Raw genomic sequence first — 13,203 nt, forward strand, 5'->3', positions numbered from 1 at the left:
GTAATTCTAAAAAGTAAGTTTAACGCCCAAATTATAGGTTCTGGCCAATGGGTAGTTTCCATAATCAACACCTGGTGTTAAGTTAGAACCTCCACTATAATCAACCTCTGGATTATATCCTTTGTAATCGGTAATTGTAAAAGCATTATCAACACTTGCATAAACGCGGATATTGTTCACTTTTATGGCATTTGCAAGCATTTTAGGGAAACTGTAGCCTAAAGTAATGTTGGTACACCTAAAGTAAGATCCATCCTGAATGTAGAAAGAAGATAAACGGGTGCTATTACTCTGTGTACCTGCACGCGATGCACGGTAATTTAAACCGCCGCCAGGGTTAGCTTCGTTTCTATAACGGTTGGCCACATCTGCATATTGGTTTCCAGAGCCTTCAAAGTTATACAGGTAATAATCCTGTCCGTCTAAAACCTGGTTTCCATATGATCCATTGAATGATGCTCTTAAATCGAACGTTTTGTAAGTGGTATTTAAGGCAAAACCGTAGGTAAATTTAGGATATGGCGTACCGATAACTGTTTTGTCTGCATCATTTACGATACCGTTTCCATCTGTATCCTGAAAATATAAATCACCAATTTTCGCCGGATTGGTTGAAGAAGCTGAAGGGGCAACCTTTCCTAAATTATCTGCAGTGATTCTGCCCAATGCTTTAAAACCATAAAACATACCTACCGGCTGACCTTCTTGTGTGATATGGGTTAGATAAGAACGTTCTGCACCATTGGTTAAAATCGTACTCGCACCTCCCATATTTAGTACTTTGTTACGGTTAGCAGCGATGTTTCCGCTAAGGCCTAACGTAAAATCCTGGTTTTGGATAATTCTACCGTCCAATTGCAGATCGAAACCTTTATTCCTGATTTTGCTATCTGCCAGATTGGTTAAAATGGAAGAAGTTCCTGATATGGCTGAAATAGGTTGATTGAACAGCAGATTATACGAATAACTCAAATAATAATTGGCAATGATATTTAAACGGTTTTTAAAGAGGCTGATATCGGTACCAAAATTGTATTGAGAAGTAGATTCCCATCCCAGTTTAGGATCTTGAATGGCATTTGGCCAGATGGCTGTTGAAATCGCATTTCCAAATACCACACCGCTTGGTGCGCTCATTTCCTGTGCCGTTCTGTAGTTTGGAATGTTGTTGTTACCACTCAATCCCCAGCTTGCCCTTAACTTAACGGTCGATTGTTCGCCCAGGAAACTGTTATAAAAATCTTCTTCCGAAAGGTTCCACCCCGCAGCTATCGAAGGGAAATTACCGTATTTATTAAGCGGGCCAAACCTTGATGATCCATCACGGCGGAATGAACCGGTTAAAAAGTATTTGCCGGCATAGTTATAGCTGAAACGTCCAAAATAAGAAAGTAACGTATTGGTGGCTTTAGCTGTTTTATTTGACCCATCGGTTATTAACGTTAAAAAACCTGCGTCAGCACCTTTATCTGTAATTTCGCCAATCTTATCATTCTGGAAACCACTGGCAGCAATTCTGATCAGGTCACTTGTTGTTTTTTGCGCAGAATATCCGCCGAGTACATCAATTTTATGCTTACCAAAAGTTTTATTGTAGTTCAGCGTGAACTCACCAAGCTGATCTAACTGACTAAGGGTTTGCGCAACTGCATTCGCCGCCGTTATTGCAGCAGTAGAATAAGGTGGATTATTGCCATTGCTTAAACTGGTTGGCAAATAAAAATCATATTTTTCATTGTAAGTCTGTGTACCTAAATTGGCTTTAAAATCCAATCCATTCAGTATGCTATAAGTGGCATTGGCATTATAGGTACTTCTGGCTCCCTTTCTGGTAATTTTTACCTGTTCAACTGTAGCTAAGGGGTTTTCGGGGTTCTGTATGCCATATTGCGAAGCTAAAGCACCCATACCAAACTGGATCGGATTTCCATTGGCATCTCTTGCAGGCAGATATGGCAGGTAAATTAAAGCCGACATCATCGGACTTAAATCATAACGTCCTTCCCTCACCTCACGGTTATCATTTTGCGTATATGAAATATTTGCACCTACACGTAAACGTTCACTCACCTTGCCATCTATATTAGCCCTAAAGTTGGTTACCTTTTGGTTGGTGTTGGTTACAATACCATTGTTGTTCTGGTAGCCGCCACTTAAAAAGTATTTTACATCTTTTGTACCGCCAGAAAAAGAAAGGTTATGACGCTGAAAGGCCGCATTGCGGTAAAGTTCGTCCTGCCAATCGGTATTGTATGTAGCAGGGATAGCCTGTTGTATACTAAAATTATAAAGATCAACAGGAATACTCACACTGCTTCCATTACCCACATTGGCGATCCGCGTAGCGTTATTATCACTGAACATGGCATCGTTCCAGGTTTTTCCGGCATTTACCCACAGATCTTTATAGGCGTTGTTACGTCCATCAATTAAAAGCTGGATAAACTGGTTGGCATCTAAGAGTTTTATTTTTTTCGCCAATTGCGAAACTCCGCCCTGAACATCATATTCAAATCGTCCCTTTCCATCAGTACCTCTTTTAGTGGTAATTAATACCACCCCGCCCGATGCTCTTGAACCGTAAATGGCTGCCGAAGCCGCATCTTTTAAGATGTCGATGGTTTCGATATCCTCCGGGTTGATCGATACGTTATTTCCTGCTGGGTACCCGTCAATAACATATAATGGATCTGAACTAGCATTAATGGAACCGATACCCCGTACCCGTATTTTGGTACCAGAATATGGCGCTCCACTGGTTTGCGACACCTGCACACCTGCAACCTTACCAACCAATGCCTGGCCAACCGTAGGCGAAGTTAAGTTCATTTCGCTGGCCTTTACACTGCTGATTGCTCCGGTTACATCAGATTTTCTGACCTTTTGGTAACCAATGGCCACCACCTCATTGAGTGTATTACTGCTTTCTTTTAAAGTAATATTAATATTTTGACGGCCATCAACCGCCACTTCCTGATTATCGTAACCGATGTACGAAAACACCAGAACGGCACCTTCCTCTACGTTAATTGAATACTTACCATTCGTATCGGTAACGGCTGTTTTTTTTGTTTTCTTTTCGAAAACACTGACTCCCGGCAAAGGTTGGTTATTTTGATCGGTAACTGTTCCGCTCACCGTGGCAAATGTTTTACTGTGCAAGCCTGAAACAGCTATACCATGGTTTATTGCTACTGCATTAGCATTACAGATGGCCAGTAAACCTAAAGGCAAAAGCAATTTACTGCAAGTACGCTTGATACTTGCGGTTAAAAAAAATGATGTCATCTTTTTGTTTTGTAATGGTTTTTTAAATAATTGGGGATTTGTTTTTTAAGTAGAAGCGTAGATTTTCACATTTACATAGGCTTATCCTTTTAAAGGTTGACGAGTAATTTTTTTGAGCGTTCTACAGCCGCAAAAGTAGAACTGTGTTTTTAACACTATATGTCCCCTGCGTTAACTCTATACAACAATAAGAATAGCTTCGTTAAATTAATATTAAGTCGAATTGAAATATGCCTAAAGGATGATGAAAGCTTAAGGATAATACCTCCGTAATTATATTTTAAGGGTCGTAGCTTAATTTTACATCTAAAACTTTTCGTTCTTCGACTCCGCTCAGGATTGACAATTTATCCTATCAGCTATTGTCTCGCCGACCGAGGTAACTAGTTTTTTACCGACCGAATAAATGAGTTTGTAGAATTAGGAAATGAGCGGCCTGTGGTTATTGGCGGTATGTAGTCCCGCTTTCGCTTATAGTCCTCTCCCGATGAAAAATCCTACCGTGTGGACACATCTTTTTATGAATTGTTTAGGCGTTTTGCTAGCCAACTTTAATAATGCACTGATTTTAGCGAAGAACACTGTCAATCCCAAGAGCCAGGGAAATCAAAAAACAGTTGCAGTTAAGTTAAATTAGCACTAACAAACCTGAAACGCAGTGGTTTTGTGTTCATTACGATGATTTGATTTCAAAAGAATATTGAACACAAACCCCGAAGGGCTCAATCAGACCAAAAAAAATACAAATACAACTGATTAAACGAAGTGCCACTGTTTTTTTGATGCTTATGGGGTTGTGCAAAAGGCTCATTGCTGGATTGACGAAGCGCTTTGGGTACTTTGGCGCTCCAAAGTACCATGCCTCCGCGGCATAGAGCGGGAGAAAAATATTATAATTAATTGTGTCCACACGGTAGCATGAAAAATCGGGATCCGGGCTATTCCGCTTAATCGGGTTTAGGAACAAAAGTTTTTGCACCCTGCAACCGCTAATATCAAATGCTGCCGTGGCCACTTGGCCCCCTGCCCGTGCAGGCGGGCGGCTGAAGCGTTACCCTGCAGCAACGAGGTACGAGGCAGCGAAGCGTAAAAGCAAAAGACGGGAACACACTCCCCTATTTAGCCAAGGCATTGCGCTCCAAAAAACTAATTAAATGCGCTTAAATGGGTTATCCTTCGATTCCCAATCAAGTCGGGAATGACGATCTCTCGAGGGTATTACCTACCGTTCTTTACTTTCTTTTTACACATCTTCAACGTATCTTTATATCATCAAAAAAGAGGGAAGATATATGAATAATGAAAAAGCCATTCTTGCTGGCGGTTGCTTTTGGGGAGTAGAAGAATTGATCCGTCATTACCCTGGCGTTATCTCAACTGTTGTTGGATACACTGGTGGTGATGTTCCCAATGCCACCTACCGGAACCATGGCACACATGCTGAAGCTATTGAAATTACATTCGATCCAACTGTTTTAACCTATCGTAAACTATTGGAGTATTTCTTTCAAATCCACGATCCGAGTACACGCAACAGGCAGGGAAATGACGTCGGTACATCCTACCGATCGGCCATATTTTATAATAGTCAAGAACAGAAAGAAACCGCTGAAGCATTGATTATTGAATTGGATGCTTCTGGCAAATGGCCTGGAAAAATTGTAACCGAGGTAGTACCGGAAACTGATTTTTGGAATGCGGAAGAAGAGCACCAGGATTATTTACAGAAAAACCCTTACGGTTATACCTGCCATTTCGAAAGACCGGATTGGAAGTTGAATTAATAATCATCGTTAAAGCAGGTCTTTATTAAATAAAATGGTCTGTGAGGATACAAACCATGGCGCATAAAAAAAGGCAATTTTCTTAATTGAAAACTGCCTTTTGTTTGAAATCAGATCATTAGCAAACACTAATCATCATCTTTTTTCTTTTTTTCAAGAATCACAAAATCGCTCCGTTTTGGTGCAGGCATTACCGATTGCTCACCCTTAACTGATTTCCATAGCACTTCATTTAGATCTAAATCAGGTGCCGAATCTTTGCAAAATTGAACAGTTCAGAACGTTTACAATTGTTTTGGCTTTACTTATCTTTTGAGCAACATAGTTTAATATGGCACTGACAAAGATGAGTATCAAAAATATGTTTTTGATTTAATTAAATTGGTTTCATTCAATAATGGCGATCCGCTGGCATTTACCTGACAGGTCCGGATTTGATCGTTATCATCAACCTCTACAATTCGGCAACCTTTATAAGCTGTGCCCCAGTTTCCCCCAATGTGTGCATCAAAAAAATGAGGTAATTTATCCGTATAAAACACGGCATCTAAACTATGGTCGTGACCATGAAAAACAGCCTTTACATTTGCATAGCTGTGCAGGAGCTTAATCGTATCCGGACAATCCACAAAAGGACTTTCAGGCACCCAAAAGTGTGGCGGAATATGCAATACCACAAAAACAGTTTTCAGTTTTTAAACTTATTCAGCTCCTGTTTTAGAAAATTATTGTTAGGGCATAAATAAGTCCCTTTGGTATCAGAAGTATTGGCCAACACAAAACCCACTCCATTTTTTTCAAAAGAAAAGTTATCCTCATAACCAAAAACCGATTGCCAAATTTTGGCGTCAGCATGATCATGATTACCTGGAATGGCGTAAAAAGGAACTTTGAGTTTATCGTAATAATTCTTTTTCACTTCAGGTAACAAATCGGGCTGATCATGTACCAGATCGCCATTGATGATGACAAAGTTTAACGGACTTTTATCATGATACTCATTCAGCCACTTTACAATATTTTCGTGATGGAGTTTGTAATCTGTTCCCGGCTGACCGTAATGACCATCAGATGCAATAGCAAAACGCAGTTTGGGAACCTCAGCAGATTGATCAGCAACAGGATGCTGTTCACCTGCAAATGAGGATAAAACTGGAGAAATACTGGCCGCAACAGCAGCTGCTAAACTATTTTTTAGAAAAAATCGTCTGTTAGACATAAGGATAAAATAGGTTTTGTATCAAAGCCCAATATTAGGGTGATCAAGCATCCTAAACATAAATTTAATGTTATGATTAAGTTAACGGAATCTATTTTGTGTATCAATTTTATAACAAAGAAGGACCTGTAATTGCCATGCATAACACAATCTCGATCCTCATAAAACAATTTGTCACTTGCAGGGATTATTCTAATATGAAATCACTTAAATCCTTACTCGCTGGCTTTGCAGGCGCTGCAGCCCTGAATATATTGCATGAAAGTGTTAGGCGGCTTGATCCTGACGCACCGAGGATTGACCTGTTGGGTAAACAGGCACTTTCCAAATCAATGGACAATTTAAATCTCAATAGTCCTAAGGGCGACAATCTATATCTGGCCACCCTTGCGGGCGATATCATCAGCAATACCCTATATTATAGTGCCATTGGCTTAGGAAATAAAAAAAACATCTATTTTAAAGGTGCGATAGCAGGCCTTACAGCTGGTCTGGGCGCAATAAGCATTCCTGACAAAATCGGATTAGATGATACGCCGGTTACTAGAACTGATAAAGCTAAGATATTAACGGTGACCTGGTACCTAATTGGTGGATTGGTAACGGCAGCCGTTTTCAAACACTTGAAAAAGGCTTAAGGCAATGAGAACTTACAGACCTGCATTCTGGTTTTTTTTCATCGCGATGACAGCAACAGGCATATTGTCATGCAAAACAGGTTCGGTTAATCTGTTTAAGGCCTCAAGTCCGCACGAGCAATATCAAAAAAAGTTGATAAATGTAGGGTTGGATAAAACCGCAATGGGGTCAGCATGGTTAAACGCGGCTAATATAAGCACCCAAAAAGCGTTAAATATTAACATCCCTTATAAAGAGAATGGTTATTTTGCTGCAGATAAGGTTCCGGCAACGGCTTATAAGTTTAATGCAACCAAGGGACAAAAACTAATCATAAAAATAAGCAAAAAGCCTTCAACCAACGCTTTGGTTTATATTGATGTTTGGTATAGTGTGGATCAAACCCAAAAACTGATTGCATCTGCTGATACCTTAAATAATCCGGTTAGCTTTGATATCGAGGAAACAGGTTCATATCTGATCAGGCTACAGCCAGAACTGTTGCAGAATGTAGCTTATGAATTAGAAATTACCACTGGTCCATCTCTTGCTTTCCCGATAAAATCGAAAAACATCAATAATATCAAAAGTTATTGGGGAGATGGCAGGGATAATAATGTGAGAAAACATGAAGGTGTAGATATTTTTGGCAATTTCAGAACACCTGTTCTGGCCATTTCGGAAGGAACGGTAACACGGGTAAACGAAAATAACCTGGGCGGAAAAGTGGTTTGGATGCGTCCAAAAGGTAAAGATTATACGTTATACTATGCACATTTGGACGAACAGCTTGCGGTTGAAGGACAGGACGTAAAAACAGGCGATACTTTAGGCCTTATGGGAAATACGGGCAACGCCCGAAACACGCCTACCCACTTACATTTTGGCATTTACACCTTTAACGGAGCCGTAAATCCATTGCCTTTTATAGACCCCATAACCAAAACGCCCAGTGCCGTTACCGCTTCGAGCAATAAGTTTAATAAAATGCTCAGGACCATATTTACCACCAGAATGTTATCCTCTCCGCAAAGTAAAGCTACTGTTCTGGCTACACTAAATACAGGCACTATTGTAGAAGCAAATGCAGCAACCGCAAATTATTATAAGGCAGAACTGCCTGATGGAAGCACAGGTTTTATTCAAAGCAACAGCCTTGTACAGGTAGCTGATCCCCTGAAAAAATTTAAGATAAATATGCGTCAGCAAAAAGTTTACGATAAACCGGATAGTTTAGCGGCACTTAGAACCACCTTAAAAGAAGGACAGATCGTAAACCTCTTAGGCATTTTCGGTAATTATCAACTCATTAATGCTGATACAGAAACAGGCTGGATTATAAAATAACGATCAATTGCTTTACGATCAGGTAAGCGGCCAGCGCATATAAAAATATGGCAATGGATTTATTGATAATCAGGCTGCTCAGAGCAAATTTCTCCTGGATATAAGTTGCAAAATGGGCGTATACATAAAGGGCCAAAGAAGAGCCGACACCAGAGCCTAAACTAAATATAACCAGAGAAAGGTAATCGGTTTGGATCCATTGGTGTAAAATTACATAATTGCCAAAAAATAGCCAGAATGGAATCTGGACCGGGTTTAACACCCCTAAAATCAATCCATATAAAACGCTTCCGCTGCGCTTATCATCTTTTTTGCTACTGGTTTTCGGTGTTTTTTTTCTGTTTTTCCAAGTAATGGTCCCCATTACCAGAAACATCACAATCATAAAACAATCAACCAAAGTGCCCAAACGCACTTCGCTAACAGCCTCATTAGGGTTAATATCACTCATTGCCCATCGCGCAAAGCGCATCATACCGAAAGTAAAAAATACCTCTACACACGAAAAAGATAAGATAAAATACCAAACCTGCCGCATGCCTTTATTAATGGCGAGCTGCGCAACAGTAAGATTAATATTGCCGGGAGGAATATAACCCATGGCATTGAGAAGGATGCCGATTAAAAACGTTAGAAAAAGCATTGCCGAAATTATGGATTTAAATTTAAATGCGCAGCCAAATATTTTCCGGTATATGAGTTTTCTACTTTAACCAGTTCTTCAGGCACTCCTTCAAATACCAGATTGCCACCTCCATCTCCTCCTTCAGGACCGATATCGATCACCCAATCGGCACATTTGATCATATCCATATTATGTTCGATAACCAAAATGGTATTTCCTTGCTCAATTAGTGTATTTAAAGCCTTTAAGAGTTTTTTAATATCATGGAAATGCAGACCGGTGGTCGGCTCATCAAAAATAAACACCGTTTTGTTGGCATTATTGCCTTTAATCAGGAATGAAGCCAACTTGATCCGCTGCGCCTCTCCGCCTGACAAGGTATTCGATGATTGCCCTAAATGCACATAACCCAAGCCCACATCAACCAACGGATTTAATTTGTTCAGGATTTTTTGTTCATCTTTAAAGAAATCAACCGCCTCATCAATGGTCATATCTAAAATTTCAGAAACATTTTTCTCTTTATAAGTTACATCTAAAACCTGTTGTTTAAACCGTTTGCCATTACAAGCCTCACAAGGCAGATAAATATCGGCCATAAACTGCATTTCGATTTTCACCTCACCCTCACCCTGACAAACATCGCAGCGACCACCTTCTACGTTAAATGAGAAAGCAGCAGGCTTCAGCCCTGCGGCTTTTGCAGCAGGCAAGCCCGAAAAAAGTGCACGGATGTCATCCCAGGCTTTGACATAAGTAACCGGGTTAGAGCGGCTGGAACGGCCAATTGGGTTCTGATCTACCAATTCTACGGCACTCACCAGGTCATAATTACCGAAAATACCATCGTAGGCACCCGTCTGCTCACCGGCATAGTTTCCGATGGCTTTTTGTAAAGCCGGATATAAAATCTTTTTAACCAAACTGGTTTTACCCGATCCCGAAACGCCACTTACCGCAGTAAAAACACCCAGCGGAAATTTCACATCGATATTTTGTAAGTTGTTTTCCCTGGCACCTTTAATCAGCACGTGATCTTTCCATTTACGACGTTTCGCCGGAATGGCGATTTTCTCTGTTCCAGAAAGATAACGCCCTGTTAAGCTATTTTTATTTTTTAAAATCTCCCCGTAATTACCGCTGAAAACCAGGTTACCGCCATGGGTACCTGCCTCCGGACCAATATCGATAATGTGATCGGCAGCACGCATCATTTCTTCTTCGTGCTCCACCACTAATACGGTATTACCTACATTGCGGAGCGAAACTAACACTTCAATCAGTTTATTGGTATCACGTGGATGCAAACCGATACTGGGCTCATCCAACACATAAACCGACCCAACCAGGCTACTACCTAAAGAGGTTGCCAGGTTAATTCTCTGCGATTCTCCTCCCGATAAAGTATTAGATAAACGGTTTAAGGTAAGATATCCCAAACCCACATTATTTAAATACAGGAAACGGTTGTTGATCTCTGCGAGCAAACGTTTGCCAATTTTAGCGTCGTTTACACTCAGTTTTAAATCATTAAAGAAACCCAATGCTTTTGATAGCGGCATCAATACCACATCAATGATTGATTTTTCAGCAATTTTAACGTAAGATGCATCTTTACGCAAACGCGAACCCTTACAATCAGGACAGGTGGTTTTACCGCGATAGCGAGATAACATTACCCGATACTGAATTTTATAAGTCTGCTCTTCTAATTCCTTGAAAAAAGCATCCAAGCCAGCAAAATATTTATTGCCCCTCCAAAGGAGCTGCTGCTCTTTTTCAGTAAGTGCACTATATGGGCGGTGGATAGGAAAATCAAATTTTGGTGCAGCCTTGATAAAGTTTTGCAGCCAAACGTTCATTTTTTCGCCACGCCAGGGGGCAATGGCATTATCATAAACACTTTTGCTCTTATCAGGAATCACCAGATCTTCATCAATACCGATAACGTTTCCATATCCCTCACAGCGTTTACAGGCGCCATAAGGATTGTTGAAAGAGAAAAAGTTTGGCGTAGGCTCTTCAAATTTTATCCCATCCAGTTCAAAACGGTCGCTAAAATGTTTCGTTGTACCCTGGGTTTCAACATAACAATCGCCTTTACCCTCAAAAAAAGCGGTCTGTGCTGAATCGGCCAGCCTGCTTAATGTTTCCTCTTCCTGGTTGGTTACAATCCGATCAATCAGGATCTGAACGGTTTTATCATCAGTGAGTTCTGAATCTTTAAAATCAGCATCACCTAAAATAGCCTCTATCTTTTCTATTTTATCGTTAATCAAAACACGCAAAAATCCTTTCTGCAGTAAAATAGCCAATTCTTCTTTGATGGTGCGATTGTTATGCGGATATAGCGGACAAAAAATGGTTACCGTGGTATCTTCCGGCATGGCATTCACATAATCTACCACTGTGCTTACCGAATCCTTTCTCACCTCCTTGCCCGAAACGGGCGAAATGGTTTTCCCTATACGGGAGAAAAGCAGTTTCAGGTAATCGTAAATTTCAGTTGAGGTACCAACGGTAGAACGTGGGTTGGAAGTGATCACCTTCTGTTCGATAGCGATTGCGGGGGCAATACCTTTAATATAATCAACATCAGGCTTATTCATCCGGCCCATAAACTGGCGGGCGTACGATGACAAACTTTCTACGTACCGGCGTTGTCCTTCTGCATATAAAGTATCAAATGCGAGCGACGATTTGCCTGAACCAGACATGCCCGTTACCACCACAAGTTTATTTTTTGGAATGGCAACATCAATGTTTTTTAGGTTGTGCACCCTTGCTCCTTTTATGATAATATTTTTATGCGGATCTTTTTCGGCCTCTTTTTTGCTCATGTATGGTAAAGAATATAAATATATAACCCCAGATTGTGGTTAGGGTTTTTAGAAGATACAAAAATAGGGTACTAAGACGGTTAATTTATTTTTTATCATTTTATTTTTTGTTTTTTGATAAAAAAATAACTTTCTTTGAACATTAACAACCTCAAAACCAAACTAACACATATCAAAAAAACATAGGAGATCAGCTATAGAAATTAAACATCTACAAATTAATTTTTAGCAAACAGTACGGGATTTAGTGTAGGTAAACCTATGAATTTACAATCATATAATGATCAGGACCTGGTAAAGGTATATATTGCCGGGGACGAGAATGGATTGCAGGAACTTTTAAGAAGACATAAGAGTAAAATTTATACCTCTATCTACTTATTGGTTAAAGACCAATATCTGGCGGAGGATATATTTCAGGATGCTTTTATTAAAGTGATTAATACCCTGCGATCAGGAAGATATAACGAAGAAGGAAAATTTTTACCCTGGGTAATGCGTATTGCGCATAACCTGGTTATTGATTATTTCAGGAGAGAAAAGAGAACACCAATCATCACCAGTGCTGATGGCATGGATGTATTCAATATGCTACACTTTTATGATGAGAGCGCAGAAGACAAAATGCTTCGCGACCAAACCCATAAAGATTTAAAGGCCATGATTCATTTATTACCCGATGAGCAGAAGGAAGTACTTTTGATGCGCCATTACGCTGATTTAAGTTTTAAAGAGATAGCAGACTTAACTGATGTTAGCATTAATACCGCTTTGGGCCGGATGCGTTATGCATTGAGTAATTTGCGTAAAATGCTTAAAACAAAAGAGATGACCTACAAAGGGTAGTAAAAATGTTACATATTTTTTTTTAGGGTTTGAAATAAAGCATCTGAACTATCGTTAAGTTTATAAAACTTATCACATTTCGTTGCTTATGACAAAAACCTCTACATCACAAAACAAGGTAAATTTACCTACACCCAATATGTTTCAGCCAATAACTGATATGGAATCGGACGCAGAAATCGACTTATTTTATGATCAAATAAAAGGTAAGTTAGATAGGTTGGCTAAAGATCCTCAAGATGAAACCATCAATAAGATTTTAGCTTACAGCAGGTCGTTATAAAATTTATACTTGTAAAAAGGTTGTTCCACAGGGTGAAACAACCTTTTTTTGTATGGAAAATGGAAGAGGTAACATGGGTGATGGTTTATTAGCCATTAGTTCATTGATAATTGCCAATTGCCTATCGAAAGGCCTTCTTGTTTTATGGTTCAGCAGCTAGCTGCCGGTTAATCGGTATAATTGCCAATTGGCAACTGCTAATTGAAAACTGAAGATGGTTAATGGTTTGAATCTACAATCATCCCGTCATCCGTCATACTAAACTCACTTCAGGCCAAACATAAGTGTTTGATTTGGTTAATTGCAAATCCAACCACCATCCATCATCCTGAACTTCCGCACGGCCAATCGGA

Annotated in this window: 10 protein-coding genes; 5 read left to right on the forward strand and 5 right to left on the reverse strand. The window is 39.9% G+C overall.

Annotation, left to right across the window (positions count from 1 at the left end):
• Nucleotides 1-6 precede the first annotated feature (6 nt).
• Nucleotides 7-3,288, reverse strand: a complete 3,282-nt coding sequence (locus PGN18_RS06615) for a SusC/RagA family TonB-linked outer membrane protein (protein ID WP_335318632.1) — start codon at nt 3,286-3,288, stop codon at nt 7-9.
• A gap of 1,292 nt (nt 3,289-4,580) precedes the next feature.
• Here PGN18_RS06615 and msrA point away from each other — a divergent pair.
• Entirely contained in the window at nt 4,581-5,072 is a 492-nt protein-coding gene (msrA, locus tag PGN18_RS06620; protein ID WP_335318633.1) for a peptide-methionine (S)-S-oxide reductase MsrA, read from the forward strand.
• 353 nt (nt 5,073-5,425) lie between these two features.
• Here msrA and PGN18_RS06625 read toward each other — a convergent pair whose 3' ends face one another.
• Together PGN18_RS06625 and PGN18_RS06630 are read right to left on the reverse strand one after the other, a co-directional pair.
• Nucleotides 5,426-5,749, reverse strand: a complete 324-nt coding sequence (locus PGN18_RS06625) for a hypothetical protein (protein ID WP_335318634.1) — start codon at nt 5,747-5,749, stop codon at nt 5,426-5,428.
• Nucleotides 5,750-5,760: 11 nt separating this feature from the next.
• Complete coding sequence (locus PGN18_RS06630; protein WP_335318635.1) at nt 5,761-6,291, reverse strand: metallophosphoesterase family protein; 531 nt, start codon at nt 6,289-6,291, stop codon at nt 5,761-5,763.
• Nucleotides 6,292-6,488: 197 nt separating this feature from the next.
• On the opposite strand from PGN18_RS06630, the gene PGN18_RS06635 reads away from it, so the two are divergent.
• Nucleotides 6,489-6,929 carry a hypothetical protein gene (locus PGN18_RS06635; RefSeq protein WP_335318636.1) on the forward strand — a complete coding sequence of 147 codons (441 nt, stop codon included), beginning with the start codon at nt 6,489-6,491 and terminating at the stop codon, nt 6,927-6,929.
• A gap of 4 nt (nt 6,930-6,933) precedes the next feature.
• Nucleotides 6,934-8,256, forward strand: a complete 1,323-nt coding sequence (locus PGN18_RS06640; RefSeq protein ID WP_335318637.1) for a M23 family metallopeptidase — start codon at nt 6,934-6,936, stop codon at nt 8,254-8,256.
• Here the strand turns inward: PGN18_RS06640 and PGN18_RS06645 are convergent.
• Together PGN18_RS06645 and uvrA are read right to left on the reverse strand one after the other, a co-directional pair.
• Nucleotides 8,246-8,899, reverse strand: coding sequence for a LysE family transporter (locus tag PGN18_RS06645; RefSeq protein ID WP_293788928.1), 654 nt, complete (start codon nt 8,897-8,899; stop codon nt 8,246-8,248). The two genes, PGN18_RS06640 and PGN18_RS06645, sit on opposite strands and share 11 nt — an antisense overlap.
• An 8-nt stretch (nt 8,900-8,907) precedes the next feature.
• Nucleotides 8,908-11,721, reverse strand: a complete 2,814-nt coding sequence (gene uvrA / locus PGN18_RS06650; protein ID WP_335318639.1) for an excinuclease ABC subunit UvrA — start codon at nt 11,719-11,721, stop codon at nt 8,908-8,910.
• A 261-nt stretch (nt 11,722-11,982) separates the two neighbouring features.
• On the opposite strand from uvrA, the gene PGN18_RS06655 reads away from it, so the two are divergent.
• Nucleotides 11,983-12,567, forward strand: coding sequence for an RNA polymerase sigma factor (locus PGN18_RS06655; RefSeq protein WP_335318640.1), 585 nt, complete (start codon nt 11,983-11,985; stop codon nt 12,565-12,567).
• A gap of 88 nt (nt 12,568-12,655) precedes the next feature.
• Nucleotides 12,656-12,850, forward strand: a complete 195-nt coding sequence (locus tag PGN18_RS06660; protein ID WP_335318641.1) for a hypothetical protein — start codon at nt 12,656-12,658, stop codon at nt 12,848-12,850.
• The last annotated feature ends 353 nt before the right edge of the window (nt 12,851-13,203 follow it).

Origin of the sequence: Pedobacter terrae, assembly GCF_036946585.1 — a bacterium.
GTDB lineage: Bacteria > Bacteroidota > Bacteroidia > Sphingobacteriales > Sphingobacteriaceae > Pedobacter > Pedobacter terrae_C.

Coding starts and splice junctions, on each gene's coding strand:
- msrA (WP_335318633.1), top strand. CDS start 4,581: ATGAATAATGAAAAAGCCATTCTTGCTGGCGGTTGCTTTTGGGGAGTA.
- PGN18_RS06645 (WP_293788928.1), bottom strand. CDS start 8,899: ATGCTTTTTCTAACGTTTTTAATCGGCATCCTTCTCAATGCCATGGGT.
- PGN18_RS06635 (WP_335318636.1), top strand. CDS start 6,489: ATGAAATCACTTAAATCCTTACTCGCTGGCTTTGCAGGCGCTGCAGCC.
- PGN18_RS06640 (WP_335318637.1), top strand. CDS start 6,934: ATGAGAACTTACAGACCTGCATTCTGGTTTTTTTTCATCGCGATGACA.
- PGN18_RS06655 (WP_335318640.1), top strand. CDS start 11,983: ATGAATTTACAATCATATAATGATCAGGACCTGGTAAAGGTATATATT.
- PGN18_RS06660 (WP_335318641.1), top strand. CDS start 12,656: ATGACAAAAACCTCTACATCACAAAACAAGGTAAATTTACCTACACCC.
- PGN18_RS06630 (WP_335318635.1), bottom strand. CDS start 6,291: ATGTCTAACAGACGATTTTTTCTAAAAAATAGTTTAGCAGCTGCTGTT.
- uvrA (WP_335318639.1), bottom strand. CDS start 11,721: ATGAGCAAAAAAGAGGCCGAAAAAGATCCGCATAAAAATATTATCATA.
- PGN18_RS06615 (WP_335318632.1), bottom strand. CDS start 3,288: ATGACATCATTTTTTTTAACCGCAAGTATCAAGCGTACTTGCAGTAAA.